18 protein-coding genes and 1 pseudogene are annotated in these 22,993 nt (G+C 58.9%); 11 read left to right on the top strand and 8 right to left on the bottom strand.

Features of this window, described 5'->3' with window-relative positions; all coding sequences use genetic code 11:
- Positions 1–55 precede the first annotated feature (55 nt).
- Positions 56–394: a hypothetical protein gene (locus tag ASC80_RS23110; RefSeq protein ID WP_082512544.1), complete on the bottom strand. Its 339-nt coding sequence runs from the start codon at positions 392–394 to the stop codon at positions 56–58.
- Between the two features lie 112 nt (positions 395–506).
- Here ASC80_RS23110 and ASC80_RS12230 point away from each other — a divergent pair, with 112 nt between their 5' ends.
- Entirely contained in the window at positions 507–707 is a 201-nt protein-coding gene (locus tag ASC80_RS12230) for a hypothetical protein (RefSeq protein WP_056297275.1), read from the top strand.
- Positions 708–1,048: 341 nt separating this feature from the next.
- Here ASC80_RS12230 and ASC80_RS12225 read toward each other — a convergent pair whose 3' ends face one another.
- Entirely contained in the window at positions 1,049–2,608 is a 1,560-nt protein-coding gene (locus ASC80_RS12225) for a L,D-transpeptidase (RefSeq protein WP_056297273.1), read from the bottom strand.
- A 265-nt stretch (positions 2,609–2,873) separates the two neighbouring features.
- Here ASC80_RS12225 and ASC80_RS12220 point away from each other — a divergent pair, with 265 nt between their 5' ends.
- The 7 genes from ASC80_RS12220 (at position 2,874) to ASC80_RS12190 (ending at position 13,009) form a co-directional block, all read left to right on the top strand.
- A complete protein-coding gene (locus ASC80_RS12220) occupies positions 2,874–4,088 on the top strand; it encodes a M15 family metallopeptidase domain-containing protein (protein ID WP_056297270.1) in 1,215 nt (404 codons plus the stop codon).
- A 432-nt stretch (positions 4,089–4,520) separates the two neighbouring features.
- Positions 4,521–6,959, top strand: coding sequence for an EAL domain-containing protein (locus ASC80_RS12215; protein ID WP_244487259.1), 2,439 nt, complete (start codon positions 4,521–4,523; stop codon positions 6,957–6,959).
- Positions 6,960–7,529: 570 nt separating this feature from the next.
- Positions 7,530–9,149 carry an ABC transporter substrate-binding protein gene (locus ASC80_RS12210; RefSeq protein ID WP_162244598.1) on the top strand — a complete coding sequence of 540 codons (1,620 nt, stop codon included), beginning with the start codon at positions 7,530–7,532 and terminating at the stop codon, positions 9,147–9,149.
- Between the two features lie 65 nt (positions 9,150–9,214).
- On the top strand, positions 9,215–10,186 hold the full coding sequence (locus ASC80_RS12205) for an ABC transporter permease (RefSeq protein ID WP_056297263.1): 972 nt from the start codon (positions 9,215–9,217) through the stop codon (positions 10,184–10,186).
- Positions 10,183–11,016, top strand: coding sequence for an ABC transporter permease (locus tag ASC80_RS12200; RefSeq protein WP_244487258.1), 834 nt, complete (start codon positions 10,183–10,185; stop codon positions 11,014–11,016). The genes ASC80_RS12205 and ASC80_RS12200 overlap by 4 nt, the downstream gene beginning before the upstream one ends.
- Before the next feature lie 2 nt (positions 11,017–11,018).
- Positions 11,019–12,008 carry an ABC transporter ATP-binding protein gene (locus ASC80_RS12195; protein WP_056297260.1) on the top strand — a complete coding sequence of 330 codons (990 nt, stop codon included), beginning with the start codon at positions 11,019–11,021 and terminating at the stop codon, positions 12,006–12,008.
- Positions 12,005–13,009, top strand: coding sequence for an ABC transporter ATP-binding protein (locus tag ASC80_RS12190; protein ID WP_056297259.1), 1,005 nt, complete (start codon positions 12,005–12,007; stop codon positions 13,007–13,009). The genes ASC80_RS12195 and ASC80_RS12190 overlap by 4 nt, the downstream gene beginning before the upstream one ends.
- 304 nt (positions 13,010–13,313) lie before the next feature.
- On the opposite strand, the gene ASC80_RS12185 is transcribed toward ASC80_RS12190, so the two are convergent.
- Both ASC80_RS12185 and ASC80_RS12180 read right to left on the bottom strand, forming a co-directional pair.
- Entirely contained in the window at positions 13,314–14,441 is a 1,128-nt protein-coding gene (locus tag ASC80_RS12185; protein WP_056297256.1) for a CaiB/BaiF CoA transferase family protein, read from the bottom strand.
- Positions 14,442–14,495: 54 nt separating this feature from the next.
- Positions 14,496–15,068: a cysteine dioxygenase family protein gene (locus tag ASC80_RS12180; RefSeq protein ID WP_056298851.1), complete on the bottom strand. Its 573-nt coding sequence runs from the start codon at positions 15,066–15,068 to the stop codon at positions 14,496–14,498.
- A gap of 206 nt (positions 15,069–15,274) precedes the next feature.
- On the opposite strand from ASC80_RS12180, the pseudogene ASC80_RS24770 reads away from it, so the two are divergent.
- Positions 15,275–15,400: pseudogene (locus ASC80_RS24770) on the top strand (hydantoinase/oxoprolinase N-terminal domain-containing protein); the annotation flags it as partial.
- An 82-nt stretch (positions 15,401–15,482) separates the two neighbouring features.
- Here ASC80_RS24770 and ASC80_RS12175 read toward each other — a convergent pair.
- The 3 genes from ASC80_RS12175 to ASC80_RS12165 form a co-directional block, all read right to left on the bottom strand.
- Positions 15,483–16,370, bottom strand: coding sequence for a substrate-binding periplasmic protein (locus ASC80_RS12175; protein ID WP_156464371.1), 888 nt, complete (start codon positions 16,368–16,370; stop codon positions 15,483–15,485).
- Positions 16,371–16,544: 174 nt separating this feature from the next.
- On the bottom strand, positions 16,545–17,108 hold the full coding sequence (gene mobB / locus ASC80_RS12170) for a molybdopterin-guanine dinucleotide biosynthesis protein B (RefSeq protein WP_056297250.1): 564 nt from the start codon (positions 17,106–17,108) through the stop codon (positions 16,545–16,547).
- Between the two features lie 130 nt (positions 17,109–17,238).
- Entirely contained in the window at positions 17,239–18,285 is a 1,047-nt protein-coding gene (locus ASC80_RS12165; protein ID WP_156464370.1) for a YeiH family protein, read from the bottom strand.
- Between the two features lie 96 nt (positions 18,286–18,381).
- On the opposite strand from ASC80_RS12165, the gene ASC80_RS12160 reads away from it, so the two are divergent.
- Complete coding sequence (locus ASC80_RS12160; protein ID WP_056297246.1) at positions 18,382–19,266, top strand: LysR substrate-binding domain-containing protein; 885 nt, start codon at positions 18,382–18,384, stop codon at positions 19,264–19,266.
- Positions 19,267–19,805: 539 nt separating this feature from the next.
- On the opposite strand, the gene ASC80_RS12155 is transcribed toward ASC80_RS12160, so the two are convergent.
- Positions 19,806–20,270 (bottom strand): RidA family protein, encoded by a 465-nt coding sequence (locus ASC80_RS12155; protein ID WP_056297243.1) that lies wholly within the window; start codon positions 20,268–20,270, stop codon positions 19,806–19,808.
- Positions 20,271–20,620: 350 nt separating this feature from the next.
- Here ASC80_RS12155 and ASC80_RS12150 point away from each other — a divergent pair, with 350 nt between their 5' ends.
- On the top strand, positions 20,621–22,960 hold the full coding sequence (locus tag ASC80_RS12150) for a molybdopterin guanine dinucleotide-containing S/N-oxide reductase (protein WP_056297239.1): 2,340 nt from the start codon (positions 20,621–20,623) through the stop codon (positions 22,958–22,960).
- Positions 22,961–22,993 lie beyond the last annotated feature (33 nt).

The raw sequence follows: 22,993 nt of genomic DNA, 5'->3' as shown, positions 1-22,993 counted from the left end.
GATACACAGTCAGCGTTTAGGGTGCGTTACTCGGATGACGGCCCCGGACGCGCGATCAGAAGCCCACAGCGGTGGGCAATTCTTCAAAATGGATTGGTCGCTGACCGGCTCCGCCACGGTCGGGTGGCGGCTCCTCATCGAGTAGCCGAAGCGCCCTCATAATTTCGGATAACGCCACCGGGCGGTCGTTGCCGGGCAGTTGTCGCAACCAAGGCTTGGCCTCGACGGCAAATGCATCTGAAGCCCAGGCGGCTAAGACACACCGCTTCTCTGCAACGGTAAGGATTTCGTTGGCGATGACTTCGTCAGGGTGGCCGAAGGTCGAGGCCAAGAGTGAACGAGCATGGATGTCTGGGTCGATCCGGGAAGGAAAGTCTCGAACGATCGCATTCATGGTCAGCCTCCATATCTCCTTTCGTTTAAGGGGGCGGGAGCGATTTAGGTCGACCGGATAGCGGCTTCAAGATCCCTCCATAAGATTTTTTCCCAGCAATCCCGAGGTACCCATGACCCGTCTGGTTTTGGCGGCAGCAATGCTGTGCGCGCCATTTGCCATGGCTGCCGAGGCCCGCACGAAACACCGGACGAAAACCCCGGCTGTGGAGTGTTTCGTTTTCTGTCCGGTGGCACCGGCAACTAGTGCGAAAATGCACATGTTCGATCCGGCCGATTGGCGCGGCTTTTTATTTCAATGGCTCTTCGGGTGATCGGCCTGGGTGATCTCTCCCGGCGCATTACCTTGTAGGACTTGCAGTATTCCGGAACGCGTGTGGAGCGATGGACCGCGACCTTCGGCAGCCATGATCAGCGCTTCTCCGGCCGCCGGCCAGAATTGATGCTGATCACGAGCAAGCGCATGCAGGCTGAAATCAGAGAACCGGGCAAGGTTCGCTGAGAAGATTTACAGCCTCGATAAGGGGGTGACTGTGCACGTCGGGGAAATTTACAAGTTGCGGCACGGGGGGGCTTCGTTCAGGAGTTGGTCGATCTCGTGACCACTTATGACGCAAAGGGCCAGCCGGATTTGCGCTCGGCGTGCCGGGGCCTATTACCAGCCTGGTTGCTCGGGAGGAAATAGTTGGCCGCCGCCCCGGCGTGTATTTCTCGGTTGGGGGCCTGGATTACGCTGGAGAAAGAATCCGAAGCCGTCATCGTCCCGCCAGTTGCCGTTGCCCCAGTCGTTGTCGTCAACCATTAGAACCTCGCTCGGCTTGCGCGTGATGAAGCCGCCCTGGGGCTGGTCGCTCAGCACCGCAACAAACTCGGTGCGATAGTTGGTCTCCTCGCTCAGCGGCTCGTCGGAGACGACGATTGAGGATCGCGGCAATGCAGTCGGCGCGATGCGATCAAGGACTTCCTTCGGGATGGTGATGCGGTCGAGCGCGCTTTTGGCGTCCTCCCTATTCTCGACTGTGACGGCGGTCCAGCGCAGGCCGGCGTCGTTCCGCGCCACCGCCGTGAACACATGCGTGCCGAGTGGCTTGCCGGGGTCGCGGATCGTGACCGGGACCTCGATGGTCGCATCGAATACCTCGCCGCCCCCGTCCGGCGCCGGCTTATGCGTGTTCCGCCGGACATACAGCGTCCGCGTCGCGCGGCTGATATAGATCGAGACCGGCTCGAGCGCGAGCTTCGCGTCAAGCGCCGCCTTGGCGGCGTCGGCCTTTTTTGTCTGGGCCGTCTTGGCCGCTTCTTTGGCGGCGCTGGCTGCATCGAGCTTTGATGACGCGTTCGTCTTGGCGGTATCGAACTGGATCCCCAGCTCCGCTGCCTTGGCAGCGGCCTTTTGCCTACGATCCTCTGCCTTCGCCCTGGCTTGGTCGGTTCTGGCGGCGGCCACAGCCTTGTCAGCGGATACGAGTTTGGCGTCGGCGCGGGCCTTGAGCCGCTCCAGCTTGCGCAGAGACGCTGCGAGCGGGGCCGACTCGCGGGCCGCTGTTACGGCAGTCTTCTTGGCCTCGGCGGCGCTTGTTGCAGCGTCGGCGGCTTCGCGTGAGAGCATCTCGGCTTTTGCTGGCGCAGCTGCGACGACCTCCGTATTCGGCACAAAGAGCGATAGCGCCGGGTGAGAAAAGTCGACCGGGGCTGCATCGTCCGGCGAGATGATCACGCGCATTCCGATCCGCGTCTTGTCGAACAGCTTCTCCGCAAAGCCGTAAGGCATTCGCACGCAGCCGTGTGAGGCCGCATACCCGGGCAACGGCCCGCCATGCAATGCGAGACCATTCCAGGTGATGCGCAGCATGTTCGGCATCCAGGCGTCGTCATACATGGTCGAGTGATGATCCTTGTCTTTCTCGACGATGGCGAAGACGCCGGCTGGCGTCTCGCGCCCGTTGACGCCGGTCGACACCGGCGCGCGCAGGATCCAGCCCTCGGCGTCATAGAACGTGACCTGCTGGCTCTTGATCGACACGATTGCCATGATCGGCTCGCCTGCCTCGCGAGGCGCCGCCGTCTCGGCGGGTTGCGCGCGGCGCGCCTGTTTCGCCGCGGCGTCGGCGGTCGGTGCCATCAGCGCAACCATCGCCGCGAACATTACAACAGCTGAAAATCCCCAATGGCGCATCGCCACAGTGGATTTTGCTGACGTCAATCGATCCACCATTCCATTCCCCGTTGCAGCGTGTGCCTGCTGCCGTGACCAAACCTCACATATCCGACTCGTGAGGAACAAGCATGCTTGCAGCTGAAATTGGCACAAAACGGACAGCGAGCGTTAACAGGCTTGCCATCCGCCGTTGCGCACAGGCAACACTCCGGTGGAAAAGGCACGGCCTGCCGGGTTACGCCATTGCGTAGCCATGACGTTGCCCGAACAATCAGTGGTGTCCGCATGCTTGGCTGTGCAATCCGGTTCCGATGAGGCTGGAATGATGAACCTGCAGCGACTCTCAACAGTGCCAACTCCCGTGTTGCGATCCGTCGTTTTTGCGACGGGGATTGTCGGCCTGCTCGCGGTGGGGTCGGAAGGACACCAGACAACCGGCGAGTCACCGCGCACAGACCTCAGCGCTGCTTCTTTCTCCACCACACAGGAGTTCGCCACTGCGCTTCCGCCGAGCTCAATGTCCGATGACGATTTGAGTCAAACCCATCTGCAAACCCGTTTGAAATTGGCGACGACCGACCCGTCGCTTACGGGAGATGTCGGTGATGCGATGATGGCTCTGCATATGCCGAAGGCGGTTGTTGAAGCGGCCGAGGCTCATGTGCTGTCAGCCGAACCAGCACCTGTGCAAGTCGCAAGCGCGGATCCGTCAGATATGGAAATTGGTGACGCAAACAGGGCCGTCAATTCCATCGACGTTGTCGACGAATGCCTGGTCATGGGCATCTGCGTCGATCGATATCTGTGGGCGCTTTATCAACGGACGCCCAAGGAGGACACAATCAAGGTGCCTGTACGGAGGCACGTCTCCGTCAAGCGGAAAGGCAAGATGGTGACTGTCGCCAGAACCTTTACCAAGCTTGTCGATCAAGACTTTGGGTGGAAGGATCCGAAGGCGGCGGAACGAGTCCGCCTGTCGATGATGGACTATGTGATCGGAGGCATGGATCGGAGCTTCAAGCTGAAATTGTTTTATATGCTTCATGCGGCGGAGGCGGCGGGCCTTTCGCCCGGCATCACCAGCGGATTCCGTGACGACTACCGCCAATCGATCGCAAGCGGCCTCAAGGCGGCGAGCAACAGGTCCTATCATGGCGGCAGCTTGCGCGGTGGCTATGGACATGGGTTGGCGGCCGATGTGGTGAGTGTCGAAGGCGGGACGCGCGATCAGCGATGGGCTTCCTCGGCAAAGCTCTGGAAATGGATTGATGCGCACGGCAAGGAGTTCGGAATCGGACGTCCATATCTGGGTAAAGACCCGCCGCATGTCGCACCGATCGACGGCCAGGAATATGCGAAGCACAACCGCGGCACCGAACAGGCGGCATCGGACGTGAAGAAGGTGCACATAAAGAAGGCAGAGGTGAAGAAGGTCGACGTGAGGAAGATGAAGCGCGTGGCCACTCGCGATCATTCACGCCCCGCGAAGCGCTCGAGGACTGCAGCTGTCTCAACGGCGCTGAAGCGGGCTGAGTAGCCAAGTCCGACATCTGACTCGCAAAAATAAATCCAAAAATCCGTGACGTCCGTTGCCGGCGCAAAGCGGCCTAACCGCTGGTTAGCTGGCAAGTTTTCGAGCAAAATGGAGCCAACTGGGAAATCCTCTGCGTGAAGACCCTCAACTTGTCTCAAGGTCCTCACAGCGTCACAGATTGGGTTCATCTACATATTTGGTGTCGGTTGCAAAATTCACGAAAACTATACCAGATATGCGGAAGTATCCCGGATTGTCATTGCTCTCTCTCCCAGATTGTCGCGCTATATGCTAATTGGTTGTATCGAACGTTAGCCTTTTGGCTGGGGACCGATGGCAACTCACAGATTGTCGCAAAGGCAGGCCCCCACGCGAGTAGCGCGCCGCCGCTGGCATGAGGAACGGCTGCTGCGGCGCGCCATCAGGATGGCCCGGATGGGTTATTGGGAGTCGGACAGTGCCGACGCCACCGATTTCTGGATTTCGCCTGAGCTCGCCGCATTCTACGAACTCGAGACGGCCGCCGGCTTGATCCCCATCGCTGCGGTGCGCGAGCGCTACCTGCCCGAAAGCCGGGAAATTTTAGAGGCGCATTACGCGGCTTGCTGGGCCTGGGGACAGTCCTATTCGGTGCAAACGAAGCTTCGCAAGACCGACGGTAGCTTAGTCGACTGCGTGGTTCACGGTCAGCCGGAATTCGACACACACGGCCGGGTGCAGCGTGTGACCGGTATTGTCCGTGACGTCACGGAGGAGACCTCCGCGCTGCGGCGTCTGGCGGAAAGCGAGCAGCGGCTGGCAGATTTCGTCAGTACTGCCTCGGACTGGTGCTGGGAGAGCGATGCCGTACATCGGCTGCTGCGCTATCCCCGATCGCTCGCCGGCAATGCTGCCCTCCAGACTGTCGCCGCCGGCGGGCGTGCGCGCTGGGAACTTGACTATGCGCCCGAGGATAAGGAGGCCATGGCGCGGCACCGGGCCGACATGGAGGCTCACCGGCCCTTCCGCGACTTCACCTATACGCTGATCGGCCAAGACGGGTCGCGTATCAGTATCCGCACCAGCGGCAAGCCCATCTTCGCCGATGACGGCACTTTTCTCGGCTATCGCGGCACGTCTAGCGACATCACTGAACTGAAGGCGGCGGAGACCAAGCTCGACGAGCGTACGCGGGCACTGCAGGAGGCGCACCGGCGCGGTAAAACCGGCACCTGGAGCTACCGGCTGGACATTGATGGCACCGTGTGGGCGCCCGAGCTTTATCACCTTCTCGGCCTCGATCCCGTGACGTTCCAGCCCAGCTATGAGAACATTAAGCCTTATTTCCTGGGCGACGATGCGGAGCGCTTCCGGGAATTACAGAAACGCGTCCTCCGCTCTCGCAAGACCGAGGCTATCGACCTGCGCATCCGGCATCCGGATGGTACGACCCACGATCTGGCGGTGATATGCAAGGCGGACATTGCCCATGACAAGGTCATCGGCATTGTGGGCACGTTGCAGGACGTTACTGATCGCAAGGAGGCCGAGCGCCAGCTCGAACTGCTCGCCTATGGCGATCCCCTGACCGGTCTTGCCAACCGTGCGCTTTTCAAGCGCCAGCTCGCTGCGCTGATCGAGAGCTGCGCCGGTCACGGGCAAAGCGGTGCCCTGCTGCTGATTGATCTCGACCGGTTCAAGGAGGTCAACGATTCCCTTGGTCATGCCGCCGGCGACGAGGTTCTCATTCGGGTCGCGGCGCTGCTCAGGCGGGAGCTGGGCGCGGAAGTGTTTATCGCCCGGCTCGGCGGTGACGAATTCGCGGTGCTGAACGAAGGGCCCGCCGTGACTGAAACAGAGATGACTCGGCTTGCGGAGCGGATTATTGCCAGCCTGTCAGGTCGCGTTGATCTTGCCGAGGGCGAAGCTTTCATCGGCGCCACCATTGGTATCGCGCTTCTGCCTGAGCACGGAGCGACGGTCGAGATCGCCATGCGCCATGCAGACCAGGCGCTTTATATGGCCAAGGAGGCTGGCCGCGGCCGAGCCAAGCTGTTCGAGCCGGTCCATGCCGAGATAGTTGAGCAGAAGCTCGATCTCCGCCGGCACCTGCGCTATGCGGTGGAAACCGGTGCGCTACACACCCACTACCAACCGCAGGTGGACTTGAAGACCGGTCGCGTTGCCGGCTTCGAGGCACTGTTGCGCTGGGCTCACCCCGAGCGCGGGCCGATCTCGCCGGCGGAGTTCATTCCCATCGCCGAAAGTTCGGGTCTGATTGTCGATCTCGGCCGGTGGGTCCTGGGCGAGGCCTGCCGTCAGGGGCGCATTTGGCTGGATGCCGGACTACCTTCGCGCACAGTGTCGGTGAACGTCTCGCCAGCCCAACTGTGGAACCAGGATTGCGAGAAGGTTGTCTCGGCCGTGCTGGCGGACACGGGCTTTCCGCCAGAGCTGCTTTGTCTGGAACTGACCGAAAGCCTGTTCGTGGACCATGCCGAACAACGAATTGGCCGCACGCTGACGGCGCTCTCCGGTCTCGGCGTTCGGCTGGCACTGGACGATTTCGGCTCGGGCTATTCCTCGCTCGGCTATCTTACGCGTCTGCCCTTTGACCTGCTGAAGGTGGACCGGGTTTTCGTGGACGGCATTGCCAGCGCTCCGGAGAAACGCAAACTGTTGGGCGGCATCATTGCCCTGTCGCGCGGGCTCGGCATGACGGTGGTAGCGGAGGGGGCCGAATTGCCGGCCGAGGTGGACCTGCTCGGCCAGCTCGATTGCGACTTGATGCAAGGCTTCATTTTTTCCCCGCCCGTCGCGCCCGATGAGGCGCCGCTGATAGCCGCCCGCATCGAGCGCGGGTGCGCTGGATACGGCTTATCCGCCGTCAGATAGTTTGAGAGTCTGCTTATAGACGGTGAACTGGGGAGCAGGCCAGCGTTCGCCTGCTGACCGTGCGAAGTAAGGCTTTCGATCAGATCTACGTCCGGTGCACGACGGTTCGTCACACTATATCCCCCGATCTCGGCAACGTTCGTTTCTAAGTGCTCCGTCGCTCAGTGCTCGGGCAATCCGCTGCGGCCGGCAGGGTGGTGATGCGGTCGCATTCAGCTAGATAGCGGGGACTTTGGTTTTTCGTCGGCAATCCGAGAAACATGGCCGCCATCTTGGGTCAGCGTGATCGTGAGCCGATTGAGCTCGGCGCTGAGCTTCCGCATCTCGTCGTTGCATTGCGATCCGTAATTTGTCGGCGGATGCGACACCGGCATTCTGTTGTTGTCAGATGGTTTCGCGCGCTTCGCGGCCCCCACGTATCAAGTTCACATGCGATCCGGGCCGGGTTGCGTCAAACGCAGGCGAGTGGTCGTGCTGTTCCATATACCGGTCCATTCATTTTATATATTGACATGACGTTCAAGCCTGCGATGGTTATGATGGCTTTCGATGCTGGAGAGGACAACTCAAATGGAGATTTCCTACCGTGACCGGTTGAAGTTGCTGGGTGCAGTTGCAACCGTGACGGGTCTTCATGCCAGCGGGGTTATGCCAGTGATGGATGTCATCGGCAGTGCGCTCGCGGAAGACGCGAAGAAGACGCTTCGCGTGACGATCGTGCCGGAACCGCCGATCCTCAACGCAGCCTTCAATACCGCGATCATGGTCCAGCAGATCTCCACCAAGATGCTGGACGGCTTGCTCGCCTATGACAAGAATTTAGAACCGATGCCCGCGCTGGCGACCGAGTGGAAGGTCGCCGACGATGGTCTGTCCATCTCATTCAAGCTTCGCCCGGACGTGAAGTGGCACGACGGCGCGCCGTTCACGTCGGCTGACGTGAAGTATAGCTTCGAGGAGGTTCTCAAGAAGCACCACCCGCGCGGACGGGCGACGTTCGCCAACGTCACGGTGGTCGAGACGCCCGACCCGCTGACGGCGATCATCAAATTCAGCAAGGCCTCGCCCTATGCGATGGCAGCGCTTTCGGCATCGGAGTCGCCGATGTTGCCGAAGCATCTCTACGAGGGAAGCGATCCGCCAACCAACAAACTCGGCAATGCGCCGATCGGCACCGGCCCGTACAAATTCGTTGAATGGCGGCGGGGCAGCTACATGACGCTGGCCCGCAATCCCGATTATTGGGTCAAGGGCAAGCCGGAAGTTGAATCGCTGATCGTTCGCTTCGTCCCTGATGCCGGCGCCCGGGCGGTCGCGTTCGAAACCGGCGAGTTGGACATTGGTGGCACGACTCCGATCACACTCGCCGATATGGATCGCATCAAGAGTATCCCGCATCTGGCGGTCACGATTGACGGCTACGCCATGTGCGGCGCCATGTACTATTTCGAGTTCAACATGCGCGATCCGCAGTTCAAGGATCTGAGGGTGCGCCAAGCGGTCGCGCATGCGATCAACCGTGACTTCGTCGCGAAGAACATCTGGTTTGGCTATGGCTCCGCGGCCACCGGGCCGATCTCGCAGAAACTCGCGAAGTTCTACTATCCGAATGTACCGAAATATCCGTTCGATCCCAAAAAGGCCGAAGCGCTGCTCGATGCGGCCGGCTACCCGCGCAAGGCTGGCGGCTTCCGGTTCCGCATCACACACGATCCGTCGCCCTATTCGGAGCAGTACCGGCGCTTTGCTGAGTACTTCAAGCAGGCCATGCGTGTGATCGGCGTCGACGTCGACATCCAGAGTAGTGATGGTGCCACCTTCCAGCGCCGGATCTGGACCGAGAATGTTCATCAGACAGGGTCTTATGGGCTGTTCACCATGTCGGATCCGACGATCGGTGTGCAGCGCATGTACTGGTCCAAGAATATCACCAAGGGTGTTCCGTACTCGAACGGGTCGGGCTATGCGAGCCCGGAGATGGATGCGCTGCTGGAGGCCGGCCAGAACGAAGTCGATGTCGCCAAGCGTCGGGAGATATTCAACAAGATGCAGGTCCTCGCGATGACTGACCTTTCCATCATCCCGATCATCAATGTCGATCACGTGACGGTCTATAACAAGCGTGTAAAGGGTCTAACAGACGACATCGAAGGCGTGTTCGGCACCTATGCCAATATTTCGCTGACGTAGCGAATAATCTCCATGGATGGTTACTGGTCGAGCGACAGCCTCTCGGGGCGAAAGAAAGAGAGATGATGAAGCGATACCTCGTTCGTCGCGCAGGTCAGGCTGTCGTCGTTCTGATCTTGATAGCCTGTATCAACTTTCTCATCTTGAAGCTCGCTCCGGGAGACCTGGTCGATGTTTTGGCCGGCGAAAGCGGGGTCGGAGATCCGCAATACCTGCAGTCACTGCGAGAGCAGTATGGGCTTGACCAGCCGCTATACGCACAGCTTCTCCAGTATCTCGCGAATCTTGTGCAATTTAATCTGGGCTATTCGTTCCGCTTCAATCTGCCCGTCCGCGACCTGATATTCATGAGGCTGCCTGCAACTCTGCTCCTCATGTTTACAAGTCTCACAATCGCGTTTCTCGGCGGAATAGCGTTTGGTGTTGCGGCTGCGCGCGCACCTCGGTCGATACGCGACTCGCTGATCTCAACGGCCGCGATGCTTGCCTACTCGACGCCGCTCTTCTGGGCAGGCCTGATGCTGATCGTCCTCTTTTCGGTCAAGCTCGGAATATTGCCAAGCGGCGGAATGCAAACGGTCGGCGGCCCGAAAGATCTATTCAGCATAGTCATCGACGTCGCCCGGCATCTCGTTCTGCCTTCGATCACTTTGGCCCTCTTTTATATGGCGACATATACCCGCCTGATGAGAGCCTCGATGCTCGATATCTACAGCATGGACTTCGTGCGGACCGCCAAGGCCAAGGGGCTGAGTTCTCTCAGTGTCGCCTATCGGCACGTCGTCCCAAATTCGATTTTACCGCTGATCAGCCTTTTCGGCGTGCAGCTCGGGTCGGTGTTCGGCGGTTCGGTCGTCGTTGAAGTCGTATTCGGGTGGCCCGGACTGGGCACGCTAGCGTTCGACGCCTTGTTTCAGCGTGACATCAATCTACTCATGGGCATTCTGTTTCTGTCGTCCGTGATGGTCATAGTCGTCAACCTAGCGATTGACCTGCTCTATAGCTGGCTCGATCCTCGCATTGAGGTAGAAGCGTGATCGCGCGTGCTTCCTTTATCGAACGATATTACCGAAGCCGAACCGGCGTTATCGGTCTGATCATTCTGTTGTTCGTTATCCTGATGGCCATCTTCGGGCCGATTCTGTACCCGGTCGACCCTTGGGATATGGTCGCGCGGCCGCTCCAGTGGCCATCGTTTGGTCCCGAAGCCCCCTTTGGCTCGGACGTCCTTGGACGCGACGTCCTCAGCGGGCTGGTAAACGGCGCTCGCGTGTCGCTGATCATCGGCGTATCGGCGACCGCAGCAGCAGTAACGATCGGGGTGACCATTGGTGCTCTGGCCGGGTACTTCCGCGGCATCGTCGACGACGTGTTGATGCGGATCACCGAAGTATTTCAGACGATACCGAATTTCCTCTTCGTGATCGTGCTGGTTGCGGTGTTTCGACCCTCGGTATTCACGATCAGTGCGGCCATTGCCGTTGTGTCGTGGCCGGCTGTCGCGCGCCTGGTTCGCGGCCAGTTCCTCTCACTGCGACAGCGCGCCTTCGTGGAGTCGTGCGTTGTCATCGGGATGAGCACGCCCAGGATCATCTTCACGCAGATCTTGCCGAACTGCATGGCGCCAGTGATTGTGACTGCATCGATCATGGTTGCTACCGCCATTCTGATCGAAGCTGGTCTGTCGTTTCTCGGGCTCGGCGATCCCAACGTTATGAGCTGGGGCGCGATGATTGGCTTCGGCCGCCAATCCCTGCGCACGGCATGGTACCTCACTCTCATCCCCGGTGTGGCCATTCAATTGACGGTCCTTTCCATCAGTTTTGTCGGTGAGGCTCTCAACGACACTCTCAACCCGCGACTGTAATCATGAGACCAATTCTCGAGATTCGCGATCTTTCGATTCATGCCGGCTCCGAGGCGCACCCGATTCCGCTCGTCGAGCAGGTGAGCTTCTCGGTCGCGGAGGGGTCTACCCTGGCGATCGTGGGAGAGTCCGGTTGCGGCAAGTCGATGACCGCGATGTCATTGATGCGCATACTTCCCGAACCGGGTGTCAGAATCAGCGGAGGAGAGATACGCTTTAACGGCGAGGATCTCGTAACCGCGTCCGAGCGGAGAATGCAGGAGCTGCGCGGTAATATCATATCGATGATATTCCAGGATCCGATCGCCTCGCTCAATCCCATCCAGACGATCGGGGACCAGATCATCGAAGTGATCCGGACTCACCAGGATATTTCGAAGCGCGAAGCGAGGGCTCGTGCCACCGAGCTATTACGAAGTGTTCGGTTTCCGGATGCTGAACGGCGCATAAACTACTATCCCCATCGTCTTTCCGGCGGCATGTGTCAGCGCGTCATGATCGCGATGGCCATGGCCGGCGCTCCAAAGATCCTTATCGCCGACGAACCCACCACGGCGCTCGATACCACCGTTCAAGCGCAGGTGATGGCTCTGCTCCGCAAGGCCCAGACCGAAACAGGCACTGCGATTATTTTGATCACGCACAACCTGGCCGCTGCCGCGGAGGCCGCCGAGCACGTGGCAGTGATGTATGCCGGACGGATCATCGAGCACGGCCCGGTAAGGGACATATTTCTCTCCCCCGCGCATCCCTACACCGAGGGGCTGCTTGGAGCGATTCCCGACAAAGCAGAGGACAGCGAAGAGATCGAGCGGTTGACGGAAATTCCTGGGAACGTGCCTCGCCCAGGAACTTTGCCGGATGGGTGTGCTTTTGCCCCGCGATGCAAGAATGCGCAGGATCGTTGCCGGCAGGAGCGCCCAAACCTGTCTCCCGACGGCAATCGTCTCGTTGCCTGCTTCTTTCCCTGCAACCGATCGATCGTGCAATGACCAAGACACTGCTTTCCTGCCGCGATCTTGTTGTCGAGTATCCCACCGCCGATGGGACGTTGCGTGCCGTCGATAGGGTGAGCCTCGACATTGAACACGGGCAGACACTCGCCCTTGTCGGTGAATCCGGCTGCGGAAAATCCACATTGGCGCGCGCTATCATGGGACTTGCGCGCGTCACGAGCGGCTCGATCAAGCTTGAGGGCGAGGAGCTCGTGGGTCTTAGCCAGCGGGAGCTCAGGAAGTATCGGCCAGCCATTCAGATGGTTTTTCAGAACCCCTACGGCTCGCTGAATCCAAGGCTTCCCGTCGGCCGCATTATCGAAGAGCCGATGATGGTTCAGAACGTCGGGACGGAGGCGATGCGGCGCAAGCGCGTTCTCGATCTTCTCGACCGGGTCGGCCTTACGGCTGCTGCGGCTGCGCAATATCCTCATCAGTTCTCTGGCGGCCAACGACAGCGAATCGCTATCGCACGAGCTCTTGCGCTCAGTCCCAAGCTCATCGTCTGCGACGAGCCGGTTTCTGCACTGGACGTCTCAGTCCAGGCGCAGGTATTGAACCTTCTGGTCGAGCTGCAAAGGGATCTTGGAGTTTCCTATCTGTTCATATCCCATGATCTCGCGGTGGTCAGACACATCGCGCACGCGACGACGGTGATGTACCTTGGTCAGATCGCCGCCAGATCGAGCAGCCGGGAGTTCTGGAAGGTGCCGGCACACCCTTATGTTCAGGCGTTGCGTGACGCCACCCCATCAATGGAGGCGATACGATCAGGCGTCTCGAGCCATCCGGTACTGGAAGGTGAGATCCCGAGCGCTTTGAATCCACCGGCTGGTTGCCGCTTTTCTTCTCGCTGCAGCTATGCGATCGACGTTTGCCGTGAAACGGAGCCTCCTCTTCGTCAAGTGACGGAGCAGAGCTGGGTCGCGTGCCATCGGGTGTCTGTAGCCGCCGATGGCACCGTGATGTCGCCTGCTATCCAGCAAACGGCGAATTGAAACTTCCTTCTCGGGCAGGGGAGTCAGGCGATGGCCCCGACCATTTCTGTCGCGGATACTATCTCATCAAGAACGCGCGCTCCGCCAAGTCTGTTTGAGATTATCTCTCTTCGTTAAAATTGCGCCGGTGCCTCAGGCTTGGAGCACCATTTCCGCGGCGATTGCAGAAGAAAGCTGTCAACGGCGACTGCCTCACCACCACCGGCATCGTTGCGGATCGCGACAAAGCGCAACCGGCCTCGATCAACGCAAAGCGGGAAGGGGACAGTGAACGGGTTGCGTGACCGGTCGAGTGGCGCCGGGGCTATCCAAGTTTTGGTGGGCCGAGGCGAATCGGCGGCGCGGCCCCGTCGAACCGGAGCGGAAAGCCGATCGTCTTCGTCTCAACGCCGTTCGGAAGCGTCAAGGGCTCGACCCAGCCCATGAACTCGACCTGCTTGTCCTTCACTGCGGCGGAATAGGTATTGATCGGAACACACGGCACACCAGCATCAGCAAACAAATCGATTAAATCACGCGCGTCATGTTGAGCGAAGCTCTCCTCGAGAGTGGCCTTGAGTGCAATCTGATGTTTTGCGCGCAGAACCGTCGACGCGAACCGCTGGTCCTCCAGAAGATCATTTCGGTTGAGAAGCTGACAGACTTTTTGCCAGAGAGAGTTGGTTCCTGCAGCCATGACAAAGTACCCGTCCCGTGCCTTGAAGGCCTGGTACGGGGCATTGCGCGGGTGAGCAGAGCCTAGTTTGACCGGATCCTTGCCTGATCCAAAATACTCGCTGGTCTGAAGCGCAGCGAAAGCCAGAGACGTTCCGACCATCGGGACGTCGATGTGAACGCCAACGCCGGTTTCGGTAACGCGGCGCAGTTGAGCGCTGATTGCATAGCTGGCGTAAAGACCCGCGGAGAAATCCGAAATCGGAATTCCGGCTTTAACGGGAGCGCCTCCCTCTTCGCCGGTAACACTCATGATTCCGCTGATTGCCTGGACGCTAACGTCAAATCCCCCCTCCGCCGCTCTCGGCCCCCGCTGACCATAGGCTGAGATCGAGCAATAGATGATGCGAGGATTGATGGCGCGAACATCCTGAAATCCAAGGCCAAGCCGATTCAGGACTCCCGGCCGATTATTCTCGATGAGAACGTCGGCCTGGGAGGCAAGTGCCAGCGCCGCATCCTTGCCCTCGGGTGATTTCAGATCGAGTGAGATCGATTGCTTGTTCCGATTCAGTGACGCGAAGTTCTCGCTGAACTTGTCGGCATCCGGTCCAGTGTGCGGCGGCCAGGCGCGCATCGTGTCTCCCCCGACGGGGTTCTCGATCTTAATGACTTCAGCGCCAAGATCAGCGAGGAGCATTCCGCAGAACGGGCCAGCAGCAACGTTGCAGATTTCGACAACCTTCACGCCGGCCAGCGGCTGAGTCACGTCTTTCATACTTCCACCAGTTTAGAGAGGGCCTGCGCGCCGGATCGGCGTTGGCGCCAAAAGCTAGAGCCAGATGTTGGGAAGGACAGTATTTGAGTACGACGAAATGAACTCTTTTCTTGTCCCGTCATCGATATTGTATGTGTGCCGCTTGATTTTGCCGATATTCCCCCCGTAGGCGTGAATGCTGATAGCCTTCGCGCTGGAGCTTGGATTGCTGACATAGTGCACGTCGATTTCTTTGGGAGAGACGACGGCAATCTCGCCGCGTCGGAGGAGGTCTGGCGGCCCGACAGGCACCAACTTTCCTGTCTCATCCTTGAGGAATGACTGGGACGCTTCCTCACCGATCATCTGACCGATCACGCCCCAGACGGTATGGTCGTGAACAGGCGTACGCTGCTCCGGGCCCCAAACAAAACTGACAACGCTGAAGCGCTCCAGCGGATCACAGTACAGCAAGTACTGCCTATAGCCTTCGGAAGCGCACAGCGAGAATGGATCTGGAAGCCAACTGCTGTCCGTTACCAGCGCCTTCATTTCCTTCTTCACGATGGGAACGATGAACTCTTCCTCGAGCGATTGGTTCAAGGCCAGAGTTACTTCTCGAACAAACGTCGCCAAAGCTTTGCTCATTTGCTTCCTCACCTGAGCTGGAACACCGTCGCCCAATTTAACGCCTATCGATGCAACGAACCCAGTGTTGTCGCATAGCGGGAGAGGTGTCAATATATGGTATAAGAATTCCATATATTGGAACATATGGCATGAGTCTCGTGTGAGCCTCGGGTCTCGGAGCCCCGGCCATTCCGCCGTATGAGAGGCGTGAGTATCACCAGGAGATCGAACGGATTGGCCTTAAAACTGAGGACGCCCGAACAGCAATCTATGGCACCACCTCGGCGACCAATGCGCCGCTCGAACGACGTGGTGCAAGAACGGCTTTCATCACGACTGACGTTTTCCGAATGTCGGGAGAAGCCTGTCCGAAGGAAGGTCCGGAAGGCAGGACACGGCCTGTCGTTCGGTGAGATGAGGCCGGTTCCTATCTCACTCGAATCTGTTCCACTCGAAGACGCCGTGCTTGACGACGAGCTTCTTGAGGGACCCCGTGCGGCGTTCGATGTCGATGAACAGGTTGACCCAATCCCTGAAGACGAATTCGCCTTGACGTACGGCCATGGCCATTGGCGCGGAACCGACGGTATCGACGGACATCGTGATCAACTCGGGATGTTCCCGTTCCAACGTCCCCGACGCATCCGCGGGGTTGGCCCAGGCGTCAACCTTGCCGGCCAGCAGCTGCGCCAGGCTGTCCGTCCCTTGCTTAACTCGCACGAGCCTAGCTTTTGTAAACTTATGCGTTGCGAAAAGATCGCTGGCTGAGCCAAGAGAAACGGCTACTTTCTTATCGGGGTGGTCAAGGTCCTCTAACGTTTTGTACTTGGCCTCGTCCTTCTTCTGTACGACCAGGCCGACCGGCAATCGACACACCGGGTCCGTGAACGTGACGACTTCAGCGCGGGGAAGGGTCACGCCCATTGCGGGCAATGTGATGTCAAACCTCCTGGATTGGAGGCCTGCGACCATGGTCGCCCAACTGTCTTCGACCCAAACCGGTTTTACCCCCAACGCTTCGGCCATCGCACCCATGAAGTCGACCGCGAAGCCAACAAGCTGGTTTGTCTTGGGATCTCTATAAATATACGGATAGATCGTCGCCCATCCAATCCTTAGCTCTTTACGATTTTTGATCGTCGAAAGAGCAGAAGCGTCCTGCGAACTCGCAGGCGCACTCGCCAGGACCATGCAGATCAATCCCAAGGCGAAAAGACCAACAATGCTTAGGCTTCGTCGAGCGACCAACATTAGAACCATCCTCTGTCTGACGACCCGCAGCGCCGATAGCGTTGCTGCTTGTTTGAGCAGTTCTTCCAAGCACAACAAACATGATCATTTCACAGAGCCGGGATATGTCAATATTCAAGATAGATGTTCTAATATAAAGAACATATCGCTTCTTGTCAGACGTTTAGGCTTCGGCCTCTTTGAGCCTCCAGATTGATGGTTGCGGCGAGTGCGATTGCGCTCACGTAGTTTCGGGATTGCGATTCAGGGCAGGTTGCGATGCAGTGCGAGTGATGTCCGCAGGCTGTTAGCCTCGGCAAAGGCGAGAAGATCCTCTCGCTGGATCGCTGATTTGAGAACCATCGTTGTAATAGCCGCGATGTCATCAAGATTCTCAACCGGGAGAGCGGTCGATACGATTGTGTCTGTGACGATTCCGACGATGCTCGGGTCATTTTGAAACAAGCCTAGCTTGCCGTTCGCCGCGCGGTATATCTCGATCTTGGGATAGGCTTCCGATTTGAAGCCTTCGATCAGCACCAGATCCGCATGCGAAAGCTTATCGAGCAGTTCCGGCAAACTGGGCTCAGATTCGCCGCGTAGTTCATGCATCAGCGCCCAGCGCCGTTCTGACGCAATCAACACTTCGCTCGCACCGAACTGACGATGAACCCAGGAATCTTTTCCAGGTTTATCGAGATCGAACCCATGGTGAGCGTGCTTTATGGTCGAAACCCGCAGACCCTGCGCGATCAGCGCAGGCAACAGCTTGGCTATCAGCGTCGTCTTGCCTGCGCCGCTCCATCCCACTAAGCCGATAACCTTCATGTAAGACTCTTGCGTTCGACTTTTCGGATATCGCCGCCAGACTTGCCATTGCGATGCACGCCAGGGGAGCACGCTCCTTGCCGCAGGGTGACGGCCGCTTGCGTGCCGCTCATTAATCGTAGGATTTGCGCTAGAAGAAGCGGGTTACGCCAAGGCTGACCACGATCAGGAGAACGAGCGACAGCAAGACTGCAGCGGTGATCCGCACCCCGGCCCGTCCGACCAGCGAGAGATCGACACCAAGGCCGAGAGCTGCCATCGAAACAACCGTCAAAAAGCTGGCAACCTTGGCTATCGGCCCGATCGCGAAATCGGGAACCAGACCGAGCGAACGCAATGCCGCAAAGGCAAGAAAGGCCGGAATGAACCACGGCACCCATGTTAGCGGACTGCGCGCAGAGGCGACTGCCGGCGATCTGCCTTCTTTGCCCCGCATCATCAGCGTCAAGCCGATGAGAACGGGACCTAGCATCAAAACGCGGATAAGCTTCACCAGTGTGCCGACCTGCGCACTCACGAAACTCACAGGCACGGTGGTCGCGAGAACCTGCGGCACGGCATAGACGGTTAATCCTGCCAGAATGCCATATTGTCTGAATGACAGGTCGAACAGCGGAACCAGCAGCGGCAAGCCAAGCACCGTGATCACACCGAGAATGGCTGTGAACGAAATTGACGCGCCAACATCGTCACTGCTCGCACTGATCACTGGAGCTGCAGCTGCGATGGCGGAGTTCCCGCAAATCGAGTTTCCACAAGCAATCAGGATTGAAATTTTCTGCGGCAAACCCAGCGCGCGGCTAATGCCGTAACTGAAGACCAGCGACACGATGACGATCGCGACCACAATGGCGAGCAACAAGGGCCCGGATGCCGCGATCGCGGCCAGACTCAGCGAGGCGCCCATCAGCATCACCGCAACTTCGAGAAGCTGTTTGGCACTGAAGGAAATTCCGGACATCCACCGGTGGCCTGGAGTCCAGAACGCGCGGATTGCCATTCCCAGCAGAATGGCAATGACCAGCGCTTCGACATAGGGAACGCCCAGAAGCCAGACCTCAAGCTTCTGTGCTGCGATCGATACCAAAGTGATCGCAAGACATAGGGCGACGCCCCACGTGCGGCCTGCGACGTCATCCCAAAGTGTTTTTCGTTCTTCTGCGGTCGACGTCGTCACGGAATGCAATTTTCTTCTTTGGCCAGGAGAAAATTTATGCTCCAAACGATGCAACAAAGATAATATCTTTTTGCTCTAGGCCAATAGAAAGAAGTTATGCCGCTCAATCTCCATCTCCTGCGCTTGTTCACCACCGTGGCGCAGTCGGGCAGCTTCTCGAAAGCCGCGGAGATTCTGCTGCTCAGTCAGCCATCGATCTCCAAAGGCGTGCGTGATTTTGAACTCCAGCTTGGATGCCGGCTGCTTGACCGCTCGCCACGCGGTGTGAAGCCGACGCGCGAGGGTCAGGCGCTGATGCGGCACGCCGAAGCACTCTTCGCAGCGGAACGGTCGGCGGAGGAAGAGTTGCGCGCGCTACGCGGTCTGGACAGCGGCCTTCTACGGATTGGTGCCAGCACGACCATCGCGACCTATCTGATCCCCGATGTTCTTGGCGCATTTCATGCGGCGCACCCTGGAATCGACCTACATCTTGTCAGCGCCAACACCCGCGATATTGCCGACCTCATGCTCCGGCACGAGATCGAGATCGCATTGGTGGAGGGACCGGTTGATGACGACAACCTCGCATCCGAACCCTGGCAAACCGACGTGATGGAATTGATCGTCAGCCCTCATCATCCGTTCGCATCGGCAGAAAGCCCGATCGATCCGAAGCTCATTAACAACGAAATTCTTGTCATTCGCGAACCAGGTTCAGGGTCGCGGGAAGTGGTCGCACAGGCGTTGGCCGCGCATGGGATCGAACCTTCGCGGACGCTCGAGATCGGGAGTACCGAAGCGATCAAGAACACGGTTGCCGCTACACTCGGCGTCTCAATCGTGTCGCGCTCTGCCACGCAGGATCAACTGGCTCTCGGCCGCCTGAAAACCGTTCCGATGAAAGACCTGCACATCGAACGCACATTGTGGAAGCTAAAGGCCGTCGGCCAGATTACGATGCCGGCGGCCATCGCCTTTGAACGGCTTTTGCAAAAGTAAGGTAACGCCTAAGAACGTCACGCTAACTCTGATAGAATGCGCGTCCTACGACCAAAGCGACGACGACAAGCCAGAACAGCACAACGCCTACGCGTGATGCAGACACTTTGTCTGACCGCCGAGTGGCATTGACAGACGTTTCTCCAAATGGATCTGACAGGCGATCGTTCGGCATCCGGCTCTCGAAATGAGATAGCGCCTATTCTGACCGAAAGCACCAAGAGAACAATGGCTTAGCTTTTCGTTTTGAACGGCAGAGCCGGTATTTATGCTACGCAGCAAACCTAAAAGAGAATGATCGTCCGCGCGTTCCTAATGTTCAGAATGTGAAAAAAATGTGAACTCGTCCACGGCCTGAGCACTCCTGATTGAAGGCTACCACTTCGGCCTGATCGAAATGAATATATCTCTCCGCCAGCCTCGTTATCGCGGAGTGCGCCTCGCGATCCTTCATCTGCGTCAAACAGGTGAGGAGCGCGAGACATTTGTTGGCGGAGATATCCGGTAGCGCGCCGCTAACGCGGCGACCGGGTTATCGATCAATCGCTTTCGACCTCGAAAATCGCCTCAACCTCGACGGCGGCGCCGAGCGGCAATGCACTGCATCCGACTGCCGCGCGAGCGTGCCGCCCCTTCTCTCCGAACGCGAAGACGATCAGTTCGGACGCTCCGTTGACCACCGCTGCGTGATCCTTAAACCCGGCCTGGCTTTGCACGAATCCGCCGAGGCGGACACAGCGCACGCGATCGAGCGACGGTACGGCAGCCTTGAGCTGGCCGAGAATATTGAGCGCACACAGAACCGCGGCCTGCTTCGCGGTTTCTACATCGAGATCCTTTCCGACAATGCCCTCGAACGCCAGCTTGCCATCCCGCACCGGCAACTGCCCGGAGACGAAGATGAGATTGCCGGCACGATTCACCGGCACGTAGTCCGCAAGACTTTTCGCAGCCACCGGTACGCTCAACCCGCGCTCCTGAAGTTTGCGTTCAACGTCAGTCATCACATTACTCCCCTTGAATTATCGAATCCGCGTCGAGACGCGAAGCCGCTCGGTGCGATCTTACGCGAGGCCTTCGTCTCGCCTGTTCATGAACCTCGGTCAAGACCCGAAACCAGTGATAGCTCTCGATCTCGATCACCTTCCAGTCGCGATGATCGGCTCGGCCACACCCTGATGCTGTGACTGCAACGATCTCGCCGTAAATTCGTTTTAAGAAATCCGGCAACGCCGGATTGCTGTTCGATGTGGCGAGCGTTCGCCAAGCGAATATAGTGTCGCCAAGCCAACAGCTTTCATGTATAGTCGAACACACGTTCCATATATAAGAATAAGATACGAGGTCGGTCACCATGACCAAGCCTGCCAGCCAATCTTCCCGATCGCATCTCTCACACTACGGTGCGTTCTCCGGGCAATGGATCGACGACGAACTCGTCATAACTCCGCACCCCAGCGATCCCCACCCCAACCGAGTCATCCAGAATTTCGCCGGTGCCCTGCGCCACAAGGCGCGTGTCGCCCGTCCCATGATCCGGCGTGGCTGGTTGGAGAATGGGCCTGGGCGAGATGAGCGGCGTGGGCGCGACGAGTTCGTAGAGGTCGAATGGGATCATGCGCTCGATTTCATTGCGGCCGAACTTAAGCGTGTCGGGGATGCGCATGGCCCGCAGGCGATTTACGGCGGCTCGTACGGTTGGAGCAGCGCGGGCCGTTTCCACCACGCGCAAAGCCAGGTCCATCGTTTTCTCAACTTTGCGATGGATGGCTACGTACGTTCGGTCAACACCTACTCATCCGGTGCGGCTTCGGTCATACTGCCGTACGTCATCGGGGGGTACGAGGAAGTCTCCCGCGAGAATGTGTTGTGGGAAGATATCGTCGCACATACGGATATCGTTCTCGCTTTCGGCGGAATGGCACTGAAGAACTCCTTCGTCGCTCCCGGTGGTGTCGGTCGCCATTCGGAGCGCGACCACATGCGTGCCTGCCACGCGCGCGGCGGCCGTTTTGTGCTGATCAGCCCTATCCGCGATGATCTGCCCCCGGAAATCAACGCCGAGTGGCTGACAGCGCACCCGGGAACCGATACGGCGCTTATGCTCGGTATTGCTCACACTCTGGTGGTGAACGGCTGGCATGACCGTGCCTTTCTCGCGAGTCATTGCGTCGGGTGGCCTCAGTTCGAGGACTACCTGATGGGCCGAAGCGATGGCGTTCCCAAGGACGCCGCGTGGGCCTCGAAAATTAGCGGCATCACCGCTGACGAGATCGCGCGACAGGCAAGCCGGCTGCCGGGCAAGCGCGTTCTCATCGTCGTCTCGCATTCACTGCAGCGCGCCGAGCATGGCGAGCAACCCGTGTGGATGGCCGCTGTGCTCGCCGCGATGCTGGGGCAATTCGGACTACCCGGCGGCGGCTTCAACTACGCACTCGGAGCGATGGCCAATTTCGGCCGTCGCGCCAACGCTGCTCCGATTGCGTCCCTGCCGCAGGGCGCGAATCCGATCAAAGAGGTCTTTATTCCCGTCGCCCGGATCGCGGACATGCTGCTCAATCCCGGTGCACCGTTCGACTATAACGGCCGGAAGATGAGCTATCCCGATATCCGGCTCGTGTATTGGGCAGGCGGCAATCCCTTCCACCACCACCAGGATATCAATCGCCTGCGCAAGGCGGTTGCGCAGGTCGAAACTTTCATCGTGCACGAAATCGGCTGGACGGCGACGGCGCGCCACGCCGACATTGTACTGCCCGCCACCATGACGCTGGAACGCAACGACATCGGCGGAAACCCGTACGATCCGCTGCTCATCGCGATGCAGAAGATGGCCGAACCCTATGGAGAGGCGCGCGACGATTACGACATCTTCACCGAGCTCGCCGACCGGCTTGGCCGCCGCGAGGCCTTCACCGAAGGCCGTACCTCCGACGAGTGGTTGCGTCATCTATACAAGAGAACCCAAAACACGCTCGTATCACTTGGCCTGGAGGCGCCGGACTTCGAAGCGTTTTGGGAGCGCGGTGAGCTGCTGCTGCCCCAGCGGCCGCACGAAGGCGGCTTGCTGCGAGCCTTTCGTAACGATCCGCAAGGCAATCCGTTGACGACGCCCAGCGGCAAGATCGAGATTTTTTCCGAGCGTATCGCAAGCTACGGCTATGCCGACTGTCCCGGTCATCCGGCCTGGATTTCGCCGGTTGATGTCGTCAGCGAGCGTCACCCCCTCCAGCTCGTCGCCAACCAGCCTGCATCACGCCTGCACAGCCAATTCGATTTCGGAGGCCATAGCGCCGAAATGAAGCACCGCAGCCGCGAGGTCATGTGCATCAATCCGCAGGACGCGTCAGCTCGCGGCATCGCCGATGGCGACATCGTCAAGTTGTTCAACGATCGTGGCGCTTGCCTCGCGGCGGCACGGCTGACCGATGGCGTGCGGCCCGGTGTGGTGCAGCTTCCGACCGGAGCTTGGTACGATCCGGAAGATCCCGACGAAGACAAGCCGTTGTGCGTTCACGGCAATCCCAATGTCCTGACACGCGACATCGGCACTTCGAGTCTCGCGCAGGGCTGTTGCGGGCAGCTTACCACCGTTCAGGTCGAACGCTTCACCGGCAATCTACCCGCGATCCAGGCCTTCGAGCCGCCGCCGGCGTTGAGTCTGAGCACTGTACGCCGGCCCGAAAACGCGTGACAGCGATCTTGCTCGTTTCGCGGCGCTGAAGAG

Origin of the sequence: Afipia sp. Root123D2 (assembly GCF_001425835.1) — a bacterium.
Taxonomy (GTDB): Bacteria; Pseudomonadota; Alphaproteobacteria; order Rhizobiales; family Xanthobacteraceae; genus Afipia.
The sequence above is the reverse complement of the archived record's forward strand: the minus strand, read 5'-3'. Positions and strand labels throughout refer to the sequence as shown.